We start from the raw sequence: 20078 nt of genomic DNA, 5'->3' as shown, positions 1-20078 counted from the left end.
CTAAAATCGACAACCGTACCGGTTCCCCGATACGGTTGCTGTATGGATTAACAGGAGTGTAATCAAACTCAGCCGATTTTGCACCTGTCTGGTGTTAACGGGTTTTAATAACCAGACGATTACTCTGCTTGACTTCTTCCATAACGACATAAGTACGGGTATCGTTCACACCCGGCAATCGCAGCAAAGTTTCGCCCAGCAGCTTACGGTAAGCAGACATATCCGGCACACGAGTTTTCAACAAATAGTCAAAATCCCCTGAAACCAGGTGACACTCTTGAATTTCCTCAAGTTTCTGTACAGCAGCATTAAACTGTTCAAACACATCCGGCGCACCACGATTCAGAGTAATCTCAACGAAAACGAGAAGTGATGCATCCAGATAATGTGGATTAAGCAGCGCTGTGTAGCCCTGAATAAAGCCCTGTCTTTCCAGACGGCGAACACGTTCTAAACACGGTGTTGGGGAAAGACCCACGCGTTTAGAGAGTTCGACGTTAGAAATACGCCCATCCTTTTGCAATTCGTTAAGAATGTTACGATCAATACGGTCGAGATCTTTACCAGGGCGCTTCTTGCTATCTACCATTATTATTGTCTCTCTATATTCCTTCCCTACTCCTGCCATTTCCCCTTTACGTCACTGTTCGAGGATACGATTGAGAAGACCGCTTGCCCGAAAGCTACCATCGAAATCCCACATGGCGTCTGTCCACACCATGGGAGGATGCCAATCGCACGGTAAATGCATAACTTTTCATATGGAACAGACATTCCGTAGAACAAGTATGCTTTTCTTCAACAAATGTTTTCGCAAAAGCCCAGCGGATTGTCAAAGTAAAACATCATTTTTTAGTGAAACGTGCCAGATTATAGTTGCCAAAGGTGATAATTCGTCATCTTTGTGTTTGTCTGACAACAGTTTTTTGCCTGATATTTATTCATTTTGGCGAATTTCACCCGATCCATAGGTCTCGCCTATTAGACATTTCGTTAACAACTTCGCTGCACTCTTTTTTTAGCGTGACAAATTTCCTACAATCTCTCCCACTGTCTGCCAACAACAATGGGGATCTCATGGGCACGGCTAAACATAGCAAACTTCTTATTCTTGGCTCCGGTCCCGCCGGTTACACTGCCGCCGTCTACGCTGCGCGCGCTAACCTGAACCCGGTGTTAATTACCGGAATGGAAAAAGGTGGTCAATTGACGACCACAACTGAAGTCGAAAACTGGCCGGGCGATCCGAACGACCTGACAGGCCCGCTGTTGATGGAGCGTATGCACGAACACGCAACTAAATTTAATACTGAAATTATTTTCGACCACATCAGCCGCGTTGATTTGTCTCAACGCCCCTTTTTGCTGGTCGGAGACAGCGGTGAATACACCTGTGACGCGCTGATTATCGCAACGGGTGCATCAGCTCGTTACCTGGGGCTACCTTCAGAAGAAGCGTTTAAAGGACGTGGTGTTTCCGCCTGTGCAACATGTGACGGTTTCTTCTACCGTAATCAAAAAGTTGCCGTTATCGGCGGTGGTAATACTGCTGTTGAAGAAGCGCTGTATCTGTCTAACATCGCCTCTGAAGTACACCTTATCCACCGTCGTGAAACATTCCGCGCGGAAAAAATCCTGATTAATCGCCTGATGGATAAAGTGGCGAACGGTAATATTGTGCTCCATACCAATCGCACGCTTGAAGAAGTGACCGGCGACCAAATGGGGGTTAGCGGGTTGCGTCTTGCCAGCACTCTGCCTGAAGGTGAAACAGAAAACCTCGAGGTGGCAGGCTTATTTGTTGCAATTGGCCATTCACCCAATACCGCCATTTTTGAAGGCCAACTTGAACTGGAAAATGGTTACATCAAAGTGCAGTCAGGGATTAACGGTAACGCAACGCAAACCAGCGTACCCGGTGTCTTTGCTGCCGGTGATGTTATGGACCACATCTATCGCCAGGCGATCACTTCTGCAGGAACAGGCTGTATGGCAGCACTTGATGCAGAACGGTATTTGGATGGTTTGTCTGAAACAAAGTAATTGATCCAAACACATAAGGCGACTGAATAGGTCGCCTTTCTTTTCTGCGCGTTGTAACATTGCCTGGCCTCGCCGCCCGTCGGCGCATTTAATCAACCCGGCAAACCAAACGCAATGAATAAAACCCGTCAACAAGAACTGACTCTTTGGCTGAAAAAGCAAAGTGTTCTCTCACGCCGCTGGCTCAGCATTTCCCGTGTCCTTGGTACGTTAAGTGGCATCCTGATTATTGCCCAGGCTTGGTTACTGGCTTCACTACTCAACCAGATGATAATGGAGAAGATCCCCCGCGAAGCCTTGCTGCTCTCCTTCGCATTACTGATTCTGGTATTTATTCTGCGTGCATGGGTTGTCTGGTTACGTGAGAAGGCTGGTTTCCATGCCGGGCAACATATTCGCCAGCATATCCGCAAACAAGCGTTGGAACGCCTGCAACAAGCCGGGCCGGCCTGGATTCAGGGGAAGCCTGCTGGCGCATGGGCAACACTTATTGTTGAACAAATTGAGGATATGCAGGATTTCTATGCACGGTATTTGCCGCAAATGTCACTTGCTGCCATCGTGCCATTGTTAATTGTGATTACGCTGTTTCCTGTCAACTGGGCTGCAGCATTAATTCTGCTTTGTACTGCACCTCTCATTCCTCTTTTTATGGCAATGGTCGGTATGGGTGCCGCTGATGCCAACCGGCGTAACTTTCTGGCGCTGGCGCGCTTGAGCGCACATTTCCTCGACAGGCTGAGAGGAATGGAGACATTACGAATTTTTAACCGTGGTGAAGCCGAAATTGAAGCAATGGGTAAGGTTTCCCGCGATTTTCGCCAACGAACGATGGAAGTGCTGCGCCTGGCATTTCTCTCCTCCGGGGTACTGGAGTTTTTTGCGTCTTTATCTATTGCGTTGGTTGCCGTTTACTTTGGTTTTTCCTATCTGGGTGAATTTAATTTTGGCCACTACGGCACTGGCATTACCCTGTTTGCCGGTTTCCTGGCGCTAATTATGGCTCCGGAATTTTTCCAGCCATTACGGGATTTGGGTACCTTTTACCACGCGAAAGCACAGGCAATTGGGGCCGCTGACAGTTTGAAAACCTTCATGGAAGCACCGTTGCAATACCCGCAACAAGGAACACAACAACTGGAAGACGGGCCAGTCACTCTCGAAGCCAGAGACCTGGTGGTTCTCTCAACAGAAGGGCATATTCTTGCAGGGCCACTCTCTTTCACCATTAATCCTGGTGAGCGAATTGCCCTGGTTGGTGTGAGTGGTGCGGGTAAAAGCTCCCTGGTTAACCTGCTTTCTGGTTTTCTGGCTTATGAAGGGTCACTCACTATCAATGGTGTCGAATTCAGGGAATTAGACCTGAATAGCTGGCGCTATCTTTTAAGTTGGGTAGGGCAAAACCCGCTATTACCGGCAAACACAGTGCGTGACAATATCCTCTTGGGGGCCCCACAAGCCAGTGAAGAAGAACTCACTGATGCCATGCAGCGCGCCTGGGTACATGAGTTTATCGGCCAGTTACCCAATGGGGTTGATACACATATTGGTGATAGCGCATCTCGTCTGTCAGTCGGCCAGGCACAGCGTGTGGCAGTGGCTCGCGCATTGATACAACCTTGCCGTTTATTACTATTGGATGAGCCAGCCGCCAGCCTGGATGCACAAAGTGAACAACGTGTTATGCAGGCGCTCAACGAGGCCGCCTTGCAGCAAAGTACACTGATGGTGACTCACCAGCTTGATAACATAAAAAACTGGGACCAAATCTGGGTTATGCAGGATGGGAAAATCGTGCAGCAAGGCTGCTTTGCTGAACTGAGTAGTAACACTGGCCCGTTTGCTGATCTGCTGCAACATCGTCAGGAGGCTATCTGATGAAAGCATTACTTCCCTGGCTTGCGTTATGGAAACGCCATAAATGGCTGATGCTCTTAGGTGTTATTCTGGCAATTATCACTTTGCTTGCCAGTATCGGTTTATTAACCTTATCGGGATGGTTCCTGTCTGCTTCCGCGGTCGTTGGGACTGCTGGGTTGTATAGTTTTAACTATATGTTGCCTGCAGCTGGGGTACGTGCTGCAGCAATTCTGCGTACTGCCGGGCGGTATTTCGAACGTTTAGTTAGCCATGAAGCCACATTTCGCGTACTGGAACATCTGCGTGTGTTCACATTCAGCAAATTGCTCCCCCTTTCCCCTGCTGGCTTACAACAGTTCCGTCAAGGTGATGTTCTGAACCGTGTAGTGGCAGATGTAGACACGCTGGATCATCTCTATCTGCGGGTTATCTCCCCACTGATTGGCGCGCTGGTTGTTATTTTAGTGGTCACTTACGGGTTGAGCTGGCTCGATCTTCATCTGGCGCTGACACTGGGCGGCATAATGCTGTTAACGCTGCTCATTATGCCTCCTGTATTCTATCGGGCAGGTAAAAACAATGGCCAACAGCTGACAGTCCTGCGAGGGGTCTATCGCCAACGCCTGACAACTTGGGTACAGTCCCAGGCAGAGCTTAGCCTGTTTGGTGCGAATGAACGTTACCGTGACGAACTCGATGAAACTGAATATGCGTGGCATGAAGCGCAACGCCGCCAGGCTGGGCTGACAGCATTGTCTCAGGCGCTTATGCTGCTGGCTGGCGCAATAGCAGTGGTCGTTATGTTGTGGCTCGCTGCGGGCGGCGTGGGAGGAGATTCGTCTCCCGGAGCCTTGATTGCCTTGTTTGTTTTCTGCGCATTAGCCGCTTTTGAAGCACTGGCTCCAGTGACAGGCGCATTTCAACATCTTGGGCAGGTGATTGCTTCTGCCGTGCGCATCGCGCAACTTACCGAACAGCAGCCCGCTGTAGCCTTTGCTGACGCAAGTGTCACACAACCCTCAACGGGTACACTGGCTGTTAGCCATGTCAACTTTAGCTACCCGCAACAGCACCAGCAGGCTCTCACAGATATTTCACTACAGATCAATTCAGGCGAGCATGTTGCTTTATTAGGGCAAACGGGTTGTGGTAAATCCACTTTGTTGCAAATTCTCACACGAGCCTGGGATCCACAAAGCGGCGATATCCATCTTGGCAACACGCCACTAAAACATTTTGATGAAGCGGCACTGCGCGCATCAATGAGTGTTGTTCCTCAACGCATCCACCTATTCAGTGCCACGTTGCGCGACAATTTGCTACTTGCTTCACCCGATGCCAGTGACGAGAAAATCACTGCGGTTCTGGAACAAGTTTCACTGCAAAAATTACTGGAAGGTGAAGGCATTAACCAGTGGCTGGGTGAAGGTGGCCGCCAGCTTTCGGGTGGTGAATTACGCCGTATGGGCCTGGCTCGCGCCCTCTTACATGATGCGCCGGTTTTATTTTTGGATGAGCCAACAGAAGGGCTTGATGCACAGACAGAACACCATATACTCGAATTGATTCACCGTGTTACTCAGGGCAAAACCGTCTTGATGGTCACTCATCGCCTTAGTGGGCTCGTGAATTTTGACAAAATAATTGTGATGGACAGCGGGCACATTATTGAGCAAGGTACACACGCTGAGTTACTGGCACAAATGGGCCGCTATGCACAGTTTTGCAAACGGTGAAACCATTACCGGTAGAGTTCATTATCTGTTCGCTACCGGTGAAGTTTCTGGCTGTATCAGCCGATAATCATTGGTGCGCATTATATTTTGTGCACACATGGTGACGATGACAGGCTCTTATTCACTTATCTGTTGTAGTATTACCCGGTAATAACACGGCACGATGCCGGGTAGCGGTAACATAAAGCAGAGTGAATCTGAATGTTTATTAGCAACTTTTTGTCGTGTGGAGTCCGGTTGTATGCGCCTTGTGCAACTTTCTCGTCACTCTATTGATTTTCCTTCCCCAGAGACTGCGTTACGTGAGCCAAATGGGTTGCTGGCGTTAGGGGGTGATCTGAGCCCCTCACGGTTAATGATGGCCTACCAGCGTGGTATTTTCCCCTGGTATTCACCTGGTGATCCTATTCTCTGGTGGTCTCCTGATCCCCGGGCAGTGCTCTACCCGTCTTTATTTCATATCAGCAAAAGTATGCGCCGGTTTCATCAGCGCTCTCCTTTTCGCATCACGCTAAATTACTGTTTCGAGCAGGTAATTACTGGCTGTGCTGACGACCGTGATGAAGGCACATGGATTACACCGGACGTGAAAAGTGCCTGGATACGCCTGCATGAACTGGGGCATGCTCATTCGATTGAAGTATGGAATGGCGAAAAACTGGTAGGCGGAATTTATGGCGTCATGCAGGGAAGATTATTCTGTGGTGAATCTATGTTCAGCCGCCAGGAGAATGCGTCTAAAACAGCGCTGCTGGTGTTTTGCGATTATTTTTCCCGCCAGGGTGGTGAATTAATTGATTGCCAAGTAATCAACCCTCATACCCAGTCACTTGGGGCAGTAGAAATTCCACGCAGAACCTATCTTGATGAATTAGACCGCCTGCGCAAGCAACCTCTGTCTCATTTATGCTGGGTACCTCAGGTAATATTTAGCGGACCTTACTGGAAACCATCCTGGGTTGAATAATGTGTTACGCATATTTTTCTTGAGGGTGTTATAATCATCGCCGCTCAGATTTCGGCACACCTTTTCACCGTAAAGGAATTGCCTTTCAGGTAACCCCGCGCGTATTCCATTTGTGTTTTTGCCAGATGATGGGGACAGCTTTGCTGGGCCTGAGCAAACTCGTGAAAAAGTGGCGTAATGGAACAATAAACACGAAATCTTTACATGATACGAGAACTTCGGCATTATCTTGCCGGTTCAAAACTATGGTAGTGATACCCCGAGGATTAGATGGCCAAAGAAGACAATATCGAAATGCAGGGCACCGTTCTGGAAACGTTGCCGAATACCATGTTCCGCGTTGAGCTGGAAAACGGTCACGTTGTAACTGCTCACATCTCCGGTAAAATGCGCAAAAACTATATCCGCATCTTGACGGGCGACAAAGTTACCGTTGAGCTGACCCCATACGACCTGAGCAAAGGCCGCATTGTCTTCCGTAGTCGTTAAGCGATTTTTTATCACCGCGTCACGCGGTGTGTGTTTTGCACAACATAAAGGCTGGAAACCTGGCCTTTATGTTCGATGAAAGATCTCTGGTACAGCGATTACGGTTTGCCAGATTTTGCAGCTTGTCGCTCAAAGAGGTTTACGGTAAATACCTCCCCTTCCGCGTACTGAAAAACCATCATCTGGTGTACGTAAGCTGCGCCAGGCATCAACCATATTGAAAAGGCCAGGTTTTCACCTGGCCTTTTGTCTTTAGCTTACCCACTTGTTAAAGCTTACTTACTGCCTACATGCCTGTTAGTGGGCTGTTTCTGGTTTATGTTTTTGAGCACTCTGGAAATCGTAGGTCAACTTCTCCTTCGACTCATCCAGTTCAACAATCACCTGGCCACCATCCACCAGTGAACCAAACAGCAACTCATTAGCCAGTGGTTTTTTCAGGTTATCCTGAATCACTCGCGACATAGGACGTGCGCCCATCGCACGGTCATAGCCTTTATCAGCCAACCAATTACGTGCATCCTGGCTAACTTCAAGTGACACACCTTTCGCATCCAACTGAACCTGCAATTCCACAATGAACTTCTCGACAACCTGGTGAATCACATCAGTAGAGAGGTGGTTGAACCAGATAATGTTATCAAGGCGGTTACGGAATTCCGGCGTAAACACTTTCTTGATCTCTTCCTGAGCATCAATACTGTTATCCTGCTGAATAAGCCCAATGGATTTACGTTCCGTTTCACGCACACCAGCGTTTGTCGTCATGACCAGCACCACGTTGCGGAAATCAGCTTTACGGCCGTTGTTATCCGTCAATGTTCCATTATCCATCACCTGCAACAGCAGGTTAAACACATCCGGATGTGCCTTTTCGATTTCATCGAGCAACACAACTGCATGTGGATGTTTAATGACAGCATCTGTCAGTAACCCACCCTGGTCAAAACCAACATAACCTGGAGGTGCACCAATCAGGCGGCTTACCGTGTGGCGTTCCATATATTCCGACATATCGAATCGCAGTAACTCAATGCCCATGGCTTTAGCCAGTTGCACTGTGACTTCCGTTTTACCTACCCCAGTAGGTCCAGCAAACAAGAACGATCCCACAGGCTTATGCTCATGACCAAGACCAGCACGGCTCATCTTGATTGCTTCTGTTAATGCCTCAATCGCTTTATCCTGGCCGAAAACCAACATTTTCAGGCGGTCGCCAAGATTTTTCAGCGTATCACGGTCACTGGCAGAAACTGTTTTTTCCGGAATACGCGCAATGCGCGCAACAACAGACTCAATATCGCCCACATTAACTGTTTTCTTACGGCGACTTACCGGCATTAAACGACTGCGAGCACCTGCTTCATCAATAACATCAATAGCCTTGTCTGGCAGATGCCGGTCATTGATGTATTTAACTGACAGCTCCACTGCCGCCCGTACTGCTTTCGCGGTGTAACGGACATCATGGTGTGCTTCATATTTGCTCTTCAGACCGTTGAGGATCTGAACGGTTTCTTCAACACTCGGTTCAGTAATATCAATTTTCTGGAAACGGCGCGCCAGAGCACGATCCTTTTCGAAAATATTACTAAATTCCTGATAAGTGGTTGAGCCAATAACACGGATTTTACCGCTAGAAAGTAACGGTTTAATCAGGTTTGCGGCATCCACTTGACCACCAGATGCCGCGCCGGCACCAATAATGGTATGAATCTCGTCGATAAACAGGATGCTGTTGGTATCCTGTTCAAGTTGTTTAAGCAGTGATTTAAAGCGTTTTTCAAAATCACCACGGTATTTGGTGCCCGCTAACAGCGAACCGATATCCAGCGAATAGATAGTGCAGTCTGCCATCACTTCTGGAACATCACCTTTCACAATACGCCAGGCAAGCCCTTCTGCAATCGCAGTTTTACCAACTCCCGATTCCCCCACCAGCAGCGGGTTATTCTTACGGCGACGGCACAGTACCTGAATTGCCCGCTCCAATTCTTTATCGCGGCCAATCAGTGGATCTATCCCGCCAACACGGGCAAGCTGATTTAAGTTGGTGGTGAAGTTTTCCATACGATCCTCCCCGCCTGCCTGCTCTTCATTGACTGGATTTTCTGCACCACCGGAAGGTGCACTTCCTGATTCGTCTTTACGCGTACCGTGTGAAATGAAATTCACCACGTCCAGACGGCTGACTTCGTGCTTGCGTAGCAAATACGCCGCCTGCGACTCCTGCTCGCTGAAAATTGCCACCAACACATTCGCACCAGTAACTTCACTGCGACCAGAAGACTGAACATGGAACACCGCCCGTTGCAACACACGCTGAAAACTCAACGTAGGCTGTGTATCACGCTCTTCTTCTGTTGCGGGCAGAACCGGTGTGGTTTGTTCGATGAAGGACTCAAGTTCCTGTCGGAGCGTTGCCAGATCTACCGTACAAGCTTCCAGCGCCTCGCGGGCTGAAGGATTGCTGAGCAGAGCCAGTAACAGATGCTCGACAGTCATAAACTCATGTCGGTGCTCACGCGCTCTGGCGAAAGCCATGTTTAAACTGAGTTCCAGTTCTTGGTTGAGCATAGGCACCCCCCTCAATAGATTGCCTTAATCAGGCTTTTTCCAGCGTACAAAGCAACGGATGCTCGTTCTCCCTGGCATATTTGTTCACCATTGAAACTTTGGTCTCAGCTACTTCGGCAGTGAAAACACCACAAATAGCCTTCCCCCGATAGTGAACAGTAAGCATCAGTTGCGTTGCGCGTTCTACATCATAAGAAAAGAACTTTTGCAGCACGTCAATAACAAATTCCATCGGTGTGTAATCATCATTCATCAGAATGACCTTGTACATGGATGGTGGCTTTAACGCATCGTCCAGTTTATCTGTCGCAAGTTGTTCAAAATCAAACCCGGAGTTCGTTTTTCCCATCGCCAGTCTTCATCATTTCAGGTTAGCAGACCGCAAAAAATAACCAGCCTTGAGTTTCATAAAACACATACTGAATCTAACTCAGATGCAAGATAAGTATCAGCTATTAATGCCATTCGCGACTTCGCTCACAATTATGCAAATAGCGTTAACTGCTTCAAATTTTAGCGCATTTCTCATGCTTCCGGCAGCCAGATCTCTTGACGCTGTGCGTGATTTATCTAAATTGTAGTGTCGTGTATTGGTGGCGTTTTAACCAGCAACCACTGCACTTACCGGCAATTCCATCTCTACTTAAATAAAAAGCTAAAGGATGTCGAAGCATGGAAACGGGTACTGTTAAATGGTTCAACAATGCCAAAGGGTTCGGTTTTATTTGCCCTGAAGGCGGCGGCGAGGACATCTTCGCCCACTACTCTACAATACAGATGGACGGTTACCGAACTCTAAAGGCTGGGCAGGTCGTCAGGTTCGATGTACACCAAGGCCCTAAAGGCAACCATGCAAGTGTTATCGTTCCTGTTGAAGCTGAACCAGTAACTTAATCTTTCATTCTCATTGTGAACACACCTCTGTCAAAATGCCAGCTACCCAGCCTGGCATTTTTCTTGATTTTTAAACCAAACTTGCGGTTTATAGCCAGGTACTGCACTTCTCATTCTGATTACATGGGGCCACATCTATAAAATTCAAACCAGCTTGTTGAAAACTTGACCGCCGAACTTATTCAAAGTATCGGCAGCAAGCAGTATCCCTTGATACCGATTATGTGATGCACCCCATGTCCGTGTAATAAAAATCTGATGAGCTTAATCTGCACGGCCACGAGCCAGCCAGATAACCCTGGAAAACATTTTTTTAAATAATGGCGGAATAGCCTCAAGCCCCCTCTGAGCTGAAACAGCGGCGATTTCAATTGCCAGATCGGGTTTGGAAGAACGATGAATCGCCTTTGTAATAATACGTCGGGCATTCATCGGCACATTATCTGGCAACTGCGCAATACGATGAAACACATCATCAAACCCTTCCCGGTACATAAAATGCTCCATATCGGGGGCAGGCAATGGCGTGAGATGGTCCCGTTCCAGTTCACGATTATGCTCCAGCAAACTTCTTACGGTTGCTGCATATTTTTTCCCTGCTTCATCGCCATCCACCAATACATGCCATTCAATCCCCATACGGCGAGCAAAACGTATTAAAGGCTTCAGGCCACACTGTGCAAATTCGATAACCCGAACCCCTTCGGCATCGAAATGGTAACCACACTGACGGGCCAATTCATTCATCATCCAGACTTCTGTTTCCCCTTCAACTAACAACCAGCAGCGGGCAAATAACGACGACGCGCGGTTAAACCGGATGTGAAATGCAATACGACGGCTGTCCTCCGCATTTAACCCTCCAGGCCCCAAACGCCACGACGAAACACGGGATGATTCACGTACCAGCCGGCACACCTCTTTGACTGGAGTGAGTGATAGCAGCTCACCTGAATTGGTTGTGGTAATACGCTGTAGAGGCAATAAATTAAGTAACTGCCAGGCAACCGATAACATAATGGGGTGTAAACGGGTTTCAGGGTCTTCCACTAGCAGTAGTGGTCTGGCATCCCGATGAAGGTGGATAGCACCTTTTGCCTGCAAAAGCGTAGCAAACATGCCGAGTAAGATCATGCGATGATTGCGGCCACCAGGCCTGTCAATCAGTTGGTTGATAACATCCAGGTAACGCCAACTACGTTGTTCATCGTAAGACCGTTTACGCATCAGGCGGTATTGCCCGTTATCATTACTCTGCTCAGAAAAGTAATGTTCCAGTAGCTGCACCATCGCAGAGAGCCCCTGGCGAAGCTGATTATTGGTTAGGTTTTGCGGACGCCTCACCAACTCTTTTGCCAGAATATCCAGTTGTTGGGCAGTCATTTCGGTTTCTACAGGTTGCGCCAGCTTTTCGCTCCGCCGACGCCGCAAAAAACGCGCATCCCGCAAACGCAGCACCGGGTTCAGGCGGCAAACATGTTCAGCAAGATTATTGATGTTACCTAAACTAAGTGGCTGTCCATGTTGATCAAGAAACGAACGCAGCGTAATAACACTGCCATCATCCCCCAAAGCACCTTCAAGGCGATAGAAAATACGCCGGTGTTCATCACCACCCTCTGCCCACAGAGGCTCAAGGCAACGGTAGCGTCGCCCAAGATAATGCCCAGGTGCGGTTTCACGGAAGGTAAGAATGATATGCAGGTGGTGCTCCCGGCCAGCGACATCGCCGGGGGGAAAATAAAAATCATCTTTTACAAAATGGTAGAGTTTCTGGCCCGGAGACAATAACAGCGTCAGAGCGTCAAGCAGGCTGGACTTCCCCCAAGCATTCTCGCCAATCAGAACATTGTTTTGCTCAAGCGTTAACGACAAACGGTTGATACCACGAAACCCGACTATCTCGACACGTTCAAGCAGCATAGCCACTCCTGTTTGCTTCTGGCGATGCACAACGCAACGCATTGTTTTCTCAGTATAGCGGCGCAAGAAAGCGGAAGACATGCCTGAACTCTCAACCGGGGTAAAAACCGGTAAATAATGGTGTGCATCTGTTTTACCCGGCGGCAGAAATAAAGCAATAAAACAGAAATCACCCATAAGTAAGAATTTTCCACCACCCTAGCAAAAATCATCTACACTTTTTTTGTTCGTGATAATATCCACAAAAAGTGAATGAGTTTTACATCAACCGCCAGTATTTTTCTGGCGTGGGTTCGTATTTCTATTATGCGCCATCATTTTTCCCATGGTAACGCATGGCTTTTTCTTAACTTATATCCGTATTTTATTATCTGTCTTTCTTAACGAGGTGAATATGGCCAGAAAATTAGCAGCAGAATTTTTTGGAACATTCTGGTTAGTATTTGGCGGTTGTGGTAGTGCTATATTTGCCGCAGCTTATCCAGAATTAGGTATTGGGTTTGTGGGTGTGGCACTGGCATTTGGTTTAACAGTATTAACGATGGCTTTCGCTGTTGGGCATATTTCCGGTGGTCATTTTAACCCGGCTGTAACGCTTGGGTTATGGGCTGGTGGGCGTTTCCCTGCTAAAGATGTTATTGGCTATATTGTTGCTCAGGTTATTGGCGGAATTATTGCCGCTGCTATTTTATATTTAATAGCCAGTGGTAAAGCAGGTTTTGATGCAGCTGCAAGTGGATTTGCATCAAATGGCTATGGCGAGCATTCACCAGACCATTACTCAATGGCTTCCGCCATCATTATTGAAATTGTCCTGACTTGTGGTTTCTTGTTAGTTATTCATGGCGCGACCGACAAAGCAGCGCCCGCAGGTTTTGCACCTATTGCAATTGGCCTGGCATTAACACTGATTCATTTAATCAGTATTCCAGTCACTAATACATCTGTTAACCCTGCTCGCAGCACCGCAGTAGCTATTTTCCAGGGTGGCTGGGCATTACAACAACTTTGGCTCTTCTGGGTAATGCCAATTATTGGCGGTATCCTGGGTGGTATTATCTACCGTACTTTATTAGAGAAGCGCCAGTAATTACTTACCAGCAAAACGCTTTATTATTTCGTTGTTACCCTTCCTGCCTTTAATGCCCGGTCTGTCCGGGCTTTTTTTATCCTGCGTAATACTGTTGCGTTAACATTTTATTATCAATCTTTACTCACTGCTTTTTTTTAGTTAGTGTGACAACTCTTTTATCTCTCTCATGGATGTCTTCTGAAATGTTTGCGGGACTGCTTATCATTCTTCTGCCCTTGATTTTGGGGTATCTGTTACCGTTCAAAAGCCGTTCTGCGTTGAAGCTCATCAACCGTATGTTGAGCTGGATTGTCTATATCATTTTGTTTTTCATGGGGATCAGCCTGGCATTTTTGGATAACCTGGGGAGCAACCTGGTATCAATTTTCCACTATGCGGCCGTTAGCGTTTTTGTCATTCTTACTCTCAATATTGGTGCATTGTGGCTGCTGGAATCACTGCGACCATGGCGCCACCAGCACCAACAAGAGGCCCTGCCATCACGCCTTGCTATGGCTCTGGAATCACTCAAACTTTGCGGCGTCGTTGTTGCCGGTTTTATTCTCGGCCTGAGTGGACTGAGCCTGCTACGCCATGCCACACAAGCCAGTGAGTACACCTTAATATTTTTGCTATTTCTGATTGGCATTCAGTTACGTAACAGCAGTATGACGCTCAAACAGATTGTCCTGAACCGCCGGGGCATGATGGTCAGTGGCGTGGTGATAGCCAGCTCACTGTGTGGTGGCGTGATTAATGCTTTTTTACTGGGCTTGCCTCTTAAGGCCGGGCTGGCAATGTCTTCTGGATTTGGCTGGTATTCGTTATCAGGTATTTTGATGACAGAATCCTGGGGCCCGGTTATTGGCAGTGCCGCGTTCTTCAATGACCTTGCCCGCGAGTTGATTGCTATTATGCTTATTCCCGGCCTGATTCGCCGCAGCCGCTCCACAGCTTTGGGTATTTGCGGTGCCACCTCTATGGATTTCACACTACCTGTATTACAACGCAGTGGCGGGATAGAAATAGTGCCCCCCGCCATTGTGCACGGCTTCGTACTGAGCTTGTTAGTTCCTATTTTGATGGCTTTCTTTTCTCATTAACCCAGCACAGGCGGTAGCAATACCGCCCTAAAATTGCGGTAAATCAAACTAATCTAAAGTTATATTTAAAATACCTTTTCTCCAGCCCATCCTGCTCCTACCCTTAAACATGCATTTTAAATATAACTTTAAGGGTTCAACTATGTTTTGTGTGCAATGTGAACAAACGATGCGGACACCAGCTGGTAATGGTTGCGCATGGGCTCAAGGGGTTTGCGGAAAAACAGCCCAAACGTCTGACTTACAAGACCTGTTGATTGCCTGCCTGCAGGGGCTATCGGTATGGGTAACAGAAGCGCGAGCTAAAGGCATTACGGATGAAGATACTGACAGTTTTGCACCCCGTGCCTTTTTCGCCACACTCACCAATGTCAACTTCGATTCCCCACGCATTGTGGCTTATGCCCATGAAGCGATTGAACGCCGGGAAGCCCTGCGCCAGCGCTGCCTGGCTAGCAACCCTGGCCTGGTAGTAAAACACCCAATGGCTGATATTCGCCTTGCCAGTGATGACCTGGGCGAACTGCAGCGCCAGGCCGCTCAATTTGCTCCGAACCATGACAAAACAGAGATTAGCGAAGATATTCTCGGCCTGCGTCTGCTGTGCCTGTACGGGCTCAAAGGTGCTGCGGCCTACATGGAACATGCACATGTCCTGGGGCAACAAAACGACGATATTTATGCCCGTTACCATAAAATTATGGCGTGGCTGGGAACATGGCCTGCCGATATGCCAGCCTTGTTAGACTGCGCGATGGAAATCGGCCAGATGAACTTTGCAATTATGCAAATGCTGGACACCGGTGAAACCACGGCCTACGGGCACCCAACCCCGACTCAGGTAAACGTTAAACCCGTCGCCGGTAAATGTATTTTAATTTCCGGGCATGACCTGCGTGACCTGCAACATCTGTTACAACAAACGGAAGGTATGGGAGTCAATATCTACACGCACGGTGAAATGCTGCCAGCCCATGGATACCCGGAACTACGCAAATACAGCCATCTGGTGGGGAACTATGGCAGCGGCTGGCAAAACCAACAGAGCGAATTTGCCCGTTTCCCTGGCCCCATTGTGATGACATCCAACTGTATTATTGATCCCACCCGAGAAGCCTATGATGACCGTATCTGGACTCGCAGTATCGTTGGTTGGCCGGGTGTTAAACATCTGGAAGGCGATGATTTCTCGCCCGTGATTACTCAGGCACAACAGATGCAAGGCTTCCCATACAGTGAAATAGAACACTTAATAACAGTGGGTTTTGGCCGCCAGACATTACTGGGAGCAGCGGACACATTAATTGATATGGTCAGCCGTGGTGTATTACGCCATGTATTCCTTGTTGGCGGCTGTGATGGTGCCCGAGGTGAGAGAAGTTACTTTACCGATTTCGCAACCCAGGTACCAAATGATTGCCTGGTGCTCACTCTGGCTTGTGGTAAATACCGGTTTAACAAGCTGGATTTTGGCACACTGGAAGGGCTGCCACGCCTGATTGACGCAGGCCAGTGCAATGATGCCTATTCCGCTATCATGCTGGCTGTCACCCTGGCAGATAAACTGGGTTGTGGCGTCAATGATTTGCCACTAAGCCTGGTACTCTCCTGGTTTGAACAAAAAGCCATTGTGATACTCCTGACGCTGCTTTCGCTGGGGGTGACCAACATTGTCACCGGGCCAACAGCACCTGCATTCCTCACGCCAAACCTGCTTGCTATCCTGAACGAAAAATTTGGCCTGCGCCAAATTACCTCCGTTGAACAGGATATGCAGCAGTTACTCACCGCGTAAGGAGTGGGCCGATGACAACACCTAATTCACGTTGCCAGCACCGCATGCAGGTACACCACATTATTCAAGAGACGCCAGATGTGTATACGCTGGCACTCATTTGCCACGACTTTTACCCTTATAAAGCCGGGCAATATGCGCTGGTGAGTATCGGTAATACCCCCGATACAGTGCGTGCCTACAGCCTGTCATCCACTCCAGGCATCAGCCCTTTTCTGTCGCTCACTATTCGCCGTATTGAAAATGGTACCGGGTCACAATGGTTGACCCGCAACGTTCATGTCGGTGACGAACTGTGGCTGTCAGATGCGCAAGGGGAATTTACCTGCGCAGATAACCCCGCACAAAGCTGGTTACTGGTAGCAGGTGGTTGTGGTGTAACACCGATTATGTCGATGTACCGCTGGTTACAGGCTAAACGACCGAACGACGATGTTCAGGTAATTTACTGTGCCCGCTCAACACAGGACATTATCTTTGCCCGTGAATGGGAAACCGTTCCAGTTACACTGGTGGTAGAACAGGAAGCGCAAAAAGGCATGCTGAGCGGGCGGATTAGCGCTGAGGTGGTGAACAGCATACCCAATATCGCCAGCCGTACCGTAATGGCATGCGGCCCGGCACCTTTCATGACACAAGTCGAATCTCTGGCCCAGGAAGCAGGAGCAACAGAAATACGCAAAGAAGTTTTCTTTGTTCCTCCGGACAGGCAACCTGGCAGTAGCAAGCTAACTTTCACAACCCAATCGCCACTAAGGCGCTTTCAGGCACCTGTTGGCCTGAGCCTGCTGGAAGCTCTGGAACAAAACAAGGTTGCGGTTAACAGTGCCTGCCGGGCCGGTGTATGTGGTTGCTGTAAGACACGAATAACCAAAGGCCAATACCAGGTAACCAGCACAGCCACCCTGACAGACCAGGATATTGCTGAAGGCTATGTGCTGGCATGTGCTTGCCAGCCACAAAGTGACCTGGAACTGGCCTGACTCATTAGCAACAGATGGGGAAAAGCTATTGTTACCAAAATGCCAGTAGTGGCATAAACCGGGCGGTTCCGGTAAAACAAAGGCTTCCCTTCGTAAAAACTAAGGAAGCCTCGTGATTGATTTACGCAGCGACACCGTAACCCGCCCCAGTTTTGCCATGCGCGAAGCCATGATGAATGCCCCGGTAGGGGATGATGTTTATGGTGATGACCCAACAGTTAATGCCTTGCAGGATTATGCTGCACAGTTGTGCAACAAAGAAGCGGCACTTTTTTTGCCAACAGGCACACAGGCAAACCTGGTGGCACTACTCAGTCACTGTGAGCGCGGGGAAGAATATATTGTCGGCCAGGGTGCTCATAATTACTTATACGAAGCTGGTGGAGCCGCTGTGTTGGGCAGTATTCAGCCCCAACCAATAGATGCCGCACCTGATGGCACATTACCACTGGATAAGGTGGCCGCGAAAATCAAACCAGACGATGTGCATTTTGCCCGAACCCACCTGCTCAGCCTGGAAAACACACATAACGGCAAAGTTCTCCCCGTAGATTATCTGGCCCGTGCCTGGTCTTTTACCTGTGAACAAGGGCTTGCTCTGCATATTGATGGCGCGCGGATTCTCAATGCTGCTGTAGCCTGCCAATGTGAGCTAAGCGAACTTGCCCAGTATTGCGACACACTGACTATTTGCCTGTCGAAAGGCCTGGGTGCACCTGCGGGTTCCCTTCTGGTAGGCAGCAAATCTTATATCTCACGGGCATTGCGCTGGCGTAAAATGTGCGGCGGAGGAATGCGCCAGGTAGGTCTCCTTGCCGCAGCCGGTTTATATGCGCTCCAAAACAACGTTGAACGCCTGCAGGACGATCACAACAATGCCGCCTGGCTGGCACAGCAATTACGTGACAGCGGAGCAGATGTCACACGCCAGGATACCAATATGCTGTTCGTACGGGTCCCGCAGGATAAAGTTCAGGGATTGAGTGATTACTTCTCCAGCCAGGGAATCTTACTTAATGCCGCTCCGGTTACCCGCATAGTCACACACCTTGATGTTGACCGTGCGGCGTTACAGAGCGTGGTAGATAACTGGCGTGCGTTTTTCCATAGCTGATGAAACAACCCGCATTGCGTGTTCTGGTTCTGGGGGCCAGTGGTTATATCGGCCAGCGTCTGGTTCCCCGCCTGGCAGCCGAGGGGTACCAGGTCATTGCGGCAGCCCGTAATATCACCTGGCTTGAAGAACAGCGCTGGGCAAACGTGCAGTGCCAGCAGGTTGATTTGCTGGATAGCCGCAGCCTGGCCCCTCTTTTGAGCCAGTGCGATATTGCCTATTATCTGGTTCACAGTATGGGCGATGGTGCAGATTTTATTGAGCGGGAAGCCCGTTGCGCCCGCCACCTGCGTGATGGGCTGAAGCAATACCCGGTTCGGCACCTGATTTTTCTCAGCGCATTGCAATCCCGGGAACCCAATGCGCGTTCCGGCCATATGCTTGCCCGTTACCAGACAGCACAAATTTTGGGTGAGTCCGGCGTGCCACTCACCGAGCTGCAGGCAGGCATTATTGTTGGTGCAGGCTCAGCAGCATTTGAAGTCATGCGTGATATGGTTTACAACCTTCCAGTGCTGACACCACCACGTTGGGTGCGTTCACGTACCAGCCCCATCGCCCTGGATGACTTACTCTATTACCTGGCTCAATTTGCGCTTTACTCTCCCAAAGATAACCAGGTTTTCGAAGCGGCTGGCCCGGATGTACTCTCATACCAGGAACAATTTCATTGCTTTATGGCTATCAGCGGTGTTCACCGCCCACTGTTAGCTATCCCTCTTCCCGTGCGCTGGATTTCAGTTTGGTTTTTGCACCTGATAACGTCAGTTCCCCCTGCCACGGCCCAGGCCCTGATTCAGGGGATTGGCCATGACCTGATTCCGGATGCCCGTCGCCTGCAGCAACTGTTCCCACGTAAGCTAACTTCTTTCGATGACGCCGTGCGTCAAACACTGGAAGAAGAAAAACACCTGGCGCACCCCAGTGACTGGGGGTTTGATGAACACGCCCATGCCCGCTGGCAGCCTGAGTATGGCTACTATCCCAAACAGGCTGGCCACACCCAAAACACCACAGCGTCAACCGCCGCTTTATGGCAGGTGATAAACCAGGTGGGAGGCAAAGAAGGCTTTTTCTTCGCAGGCCCACTGTGGTCGACACGCGCCCTGATTGACCGGTTATTGGGCCACCTGCTACCCAAAGGGCGCCCCGACAGGCTCTGGTTGCAAAAAGGCGATAAGGTGGATAGCTGGAAAGTGCTGATAGCAGACCCGGAGAAACAGTTAAGTTTATTATTCGGCATGAAAGCCCCAGGACTTGGGCGCTTGTGTTTTACACTGCGGGATAAAGGAGATTACCGGGAAGTGGATATTCGGGCCTGGTGGCATCCTCATGGTTTCCCTGGGCTGCTCTACTGGTTGGTGATGATCCCCGCACATCTGTTTATTTTTCGTGGCATGGTCAGACGAGTCATTCAGTTGGCCGAACAATCTGGTAAAAAAACCTCGGATTAACCTGCTTTCTTGCCAGCAAACCATTGCATGTATGCGCTTTTCACGGAAAAATGCGCACGTCATTTCAA

Annotated in this window: 16 protein-coding genes; 12 read left to right on the top strand and 4 right to left on the bottom strand. The window is 49.1% G+C overall.

Annotated elements, in window-relative coordinates; translation table 11 throughout:
* Window positions 1–94 precede the first annotated feature (94 nt).
* The gene (gene lrp / locus LC084_RS03790; RefSeq protein ID WP_000228469.1) at window positions 95–589 is read right to left on the bottom strand and encodes a leucine-responsive transcriptional regulator Lrp; all 495 of its coding nucleotides are present in this window, start codon (window positions 587–589) and stop codon (window positions 95–97) included.
* Between the two features lie 488 nt (window positions 590–1077).
* Between lrp and trxB the strand changes: the two genes are divergently transcribed.
* The 5 genes from trxB to infA all read left to right on the top strand — a co-directional run bounded on the left by trxB (window position 1078) and on the right by infA (window position 7095).
* Window positions 1078–2043 (top strand): thioredoxin-disulfide reductase, encoded by a 966-nt coding sequence (trxB, locus tag LC084_RS03785; RefSeq protein ID WP_226569486.1) that lies wholly within the window; start codon window positions 1078–1080, stop codon window positions 2041–2043.
* A 114-nt stretch (window positions 2044–2157) separates the two neighbouring features.
* The gene (gene cydD, locus LC084_RS03780) at window positions 2158–3921 is read left to right on the top strand and encodes a heme ABC transporter permease/ATP-binding protein CydD (RefSeq protein ID WP_226569483.1); all 1764 of its coding nucleotides are present in this window, start codon (window positions 2158–2160) and stop codon (window positions 3919–3921) included.
* Window positions 3921–5639 carry a heme ABC transporter ATP-binding protein/permease CydC gene (cydC, locus tag LC084_RS03775; protein ID WP_226569481.1) on the top strand — a complete coding sequence of 573 codons (1719 nt, stop codon included), beginning with the start codon at window positions 3921–3923 and terminating at the stop codon, window positions 5637–5639. Before cydD ends, cydC begins: the two co-directional genes overlap by 1 nt.
* Window positions 5640–5880: 241 nt before the next feature.
* Entirely contained in the window at window positions 5881–6606 is a 726-nt protein-coding gene (gene aat, locus LC084_RS03770; protein ID WP_226569480.1) for a leucyl/phenylalanyl-tRNA--protein transferase, read from the top strand.
* Between the two features lie 270 nt (window positions 6607–6876).
* Entirely contained in the window at window positions 6877–7095 is a 219-nt protein-coding gene (infA, locus tag LC084_RS03765) for a translation initiation factor IF-1 (protein WP_001040187.1), read from the top strand.
* A gap of 297 nt (window positions 7096–7392) precedes the next feature.
* Here infA and clpA read toward each other — a convergent pair whose 3' ends face one another.
* Both clpA and clpS read right to left on the bottom strand, forming a co-directional pair.
* Window positions 7393–9672, bottom strand: coding sequence for an ATP-dependent Clp protease ATP-binding subunit ClpA (gene clpA, locus LC084_RS03760; RefSeq protein ID WP_226569478.1), 2280 nt, complete (start codon window positions 9670–9672; stop codon window positions 7393–7395).
* A 28-nt stretch (window positions 9673–9700) separates the two neighbouring features.
* Window positions 9701–10021 carry an ATP-dependent Clp protease adapter ClpS gene (gene clpS / locus LC084_RS03755; RefSeq protein ID WP_226569476.1) on the bottom strand — a complete coding sequence of 107 codons (321 nt, stop codon included), beginning with the start codon at window positions 10019–10021 and terminating at the stop codon, window positions 9701–9703.
* Between the two features lie 323 nt (window positions 10022–10344).
* Here clpS and cspD point away from each other — a divergent pair, with 323 nt between their 5' ends.
* Window positions 10345–10566: a cold shock-like protein CspD gene (gene cspD / locus LC084_RS03750; protein ID WP_036107699.1), complete on the top strand. Its 222-nt coding sequence runs from the start codon at window positions 10345–10347 to the stop codon at window positions 10564–10566.
* A 264-nt stretch (window positions 10567–10830) separates the two neighbouring features.
* Here cspD and LC084_RS03745 read toward each other — a convergent pair whose 3' ends face one another.
* Window positions 10831–12489, bottom strand: coding sequence for an ATP-dependent nuclease (locus LC084_RS03745; RefSeq protein ID WP_226571124.1), 1659 nt, complete (start codon window positions 12487–12489; stop codon window positions 10831–10833).
* 394 nt (window positions 12490–12883) lie between these two features.
* Between LC084_RS03745 and aqpZ the strand changes: the two genes are divergently transcribed.
* From aqpZ to LC084_RS03715, 6 genes are all read left to right on the top strand, one after another.
* The gene (aqpZ, locus tag LC084_RS03740) at window positions 12884–13579 is read left to right on the top strand and encodes an aquaporin Z (RefSeq protein ID WP_226569474.1); all 696 of its coding nucleotides are present in this window, start codon (window positions 12884–12886) and stop codon (window positions 13577–13579) included.
* Between the two features lie 185 nt (window positions 13580–13764).
* Entirely contained in the window at window positions 13765–14664 is a 900-nt protein-coding gene (locus LC084_RS03735; protein WP_226569472.1) for a lysine exporter LysO family protein, read from the top strand.
* A 142-nt stretch (window positions 14665–14806) separates the two neighbouring features.
* Window positions 14807–16459, top strand: coding sequence for a hydroxylamine reductase (gene hcp, locus LC084_RS03730; protein ID WP_226569470.1), 1653 nt, complete (start codon window positions 14807–14809; stop codon window positions 16457–16459).
* 11 nt (window positions 16460–16470) lie between these two features.
* Window positions 16471–17442 (top strand): NADH oxidoreductase, encoded by a 972-nt coding sequence (gene hcr, locus LC084_RS03725; RefSeq protein ID WP_226569468.1) that lies wholly within the window; start codon window positions 16471–16473, stop codon window positions 17440–17442.
* 112 nt (window positions 17443–17554) lie between these two features.
* Window positions 17555–18556, top strand: coding sequence for a low-specificity L-threonine aldolase (ltaE, locus tag LC084_RS03720; RefSeq protein WP_226569466.1), 1002 nt, complete (start codon window positions 17555–17557; stop codon window positions 18554–18556).
* Window positions 18556–20010 carry a DUF2867 domain-containing protein gene (locus LC084_RS03715; RefSeq protein WP_226569464.1) on the top strand — a complete coding sequence of 485 codons (1455 nt, stop codon included), beginning with the start codon at window positions 18556–18558 and terminating at the stop codon, window positions 20008–20010. The genes ltaE and LC084_RS03715 overlap by 1 nt, the downstream gene beginning before the upstream one ends.
* Window positions 20011–20078: the final 68 nt, after the last annotated feature.

This window comes from Mangrovibacter yixingensis (assembly GCF_020523985.1).
In the GTDB taxonomy this organism is placed as follows: Bacteria; Pseudomonadota; Gammaproteobacteria; order Enterobacterales; family Enterobacteriaceae; genus Mangrovibacter; species Mangrovibacter yixingensis.
Note: the sequence above shows the minus strand (reverse complement) of the source record. Positions and strands in the feature narration are given on the sequence as shown.

What these genes read in the sequence shown, in the direction of transcription:
- lrp (WP_000228469.1), bottom strand. Translation starts at nt 589, where the DNA reads ATGGTAGATAGCAAGAAGCGCCCTGGTAAAGATCTCGACCGTATTGAT.
- trxB (WP_226569486.1), top strand. Translation starts at nt 1,078, where the DNA reads ATGGGCACGGCTAAACATAGCAAACTTCTTATTCTTGGCTCCGGTCCC.
- cydD (WP_226569483.1), top strand. Translation starts at nt 2,158, where the DNA reads ATGAATAAAACCCGTCAACAAGAACTGACTCTTTGGCTGAAAAAGCAA.
- cydC (WP_226569481.1), top strand. Translation starts at nt 3,921, where the DNA reads ATGAAAGCATTACTTCCCTGGCTTGCGTTATGGAAACGCCATAAATGG.
- aat (WP_226569480.1), top strand. Translation starts at nt 5,881, where the DNA reads ATGCGCCTTGTGCAACTTTCTCGTCACTCTATTGATTTTCCTTCCCCA.
- infA (WP_001040187.1), top strand. Translation starts at nt 6,877, where the DNA reads ATGGCCAAAGAAGACAATATCGAAATGCAGGGCACCGTTCTGGAAACG.
- clpA (WP_226569478.1), bottom strand. Translation starts at nt 9,672, where the DNA reads ATGCTCAACCAAGAACTGGAACTCAGTTTAAACATGGCTTTCGCCAGA.
- clpS (WP_226569476.1), bottom strand. Translation starts at nt 10,021, where the DNA reads ATGGGAAAAACGAACTCCGGGTTTGATTTTGAACAACTTGCGACAGAT.
- cspD (WP_036107699.1), top strand. Translation starts at nt 10,345, where the DNA reads ATGGAAACGGGTACTGTTAAATGGTTCAACAATGCCAAAGGGTTCGGT.
- LC084_RS03745 (WP_226571124.1), bottom strand. Translation starts at nt 12,489, where the DNA reads ATGCTGCTTGAACGTGTCGAGATAGTCGGGTTTCGTGGTATCAACCGT.
- aqpZ (WP_226569474.1), top strand. Translation starts at nt 12,884, where the DNA reads ATGGCCAGAAAATTAGCAGCAGAATTTTTTGGAACATTCTGGTTAGTA.
- LC084_RS03735 (WP_226569472.1), top strand. Translation starts at nt 13,765, where the DNA reads ATGTTTGCGGGACTGCTTATCATTCTTCTGCCCTTGATTTTGGGGTAT.
- hcp (WP_226569470.1), top strand. Translation starts at nt 14,807, where the DNA reads ATGTTTTGTGTGCAATGTGAACAAACGATGCGGACACCAGCTGGTAAT.
- hcr (WP_226569468.1), top strand. Translation starts at nt 16,471, where the DNA reads ATGACAACACCTAATTCACGTTGCCAGCACCGCATGCAGGTACACCAC.
- LC084_RS03715 (WP_226569464.1), top strand. Translation starts at nt 18,556, where the DNA reads ATGAAACAACCCGCATTGCGTGTTCTGGTTCTGGGGGCCAGTGGTTAT.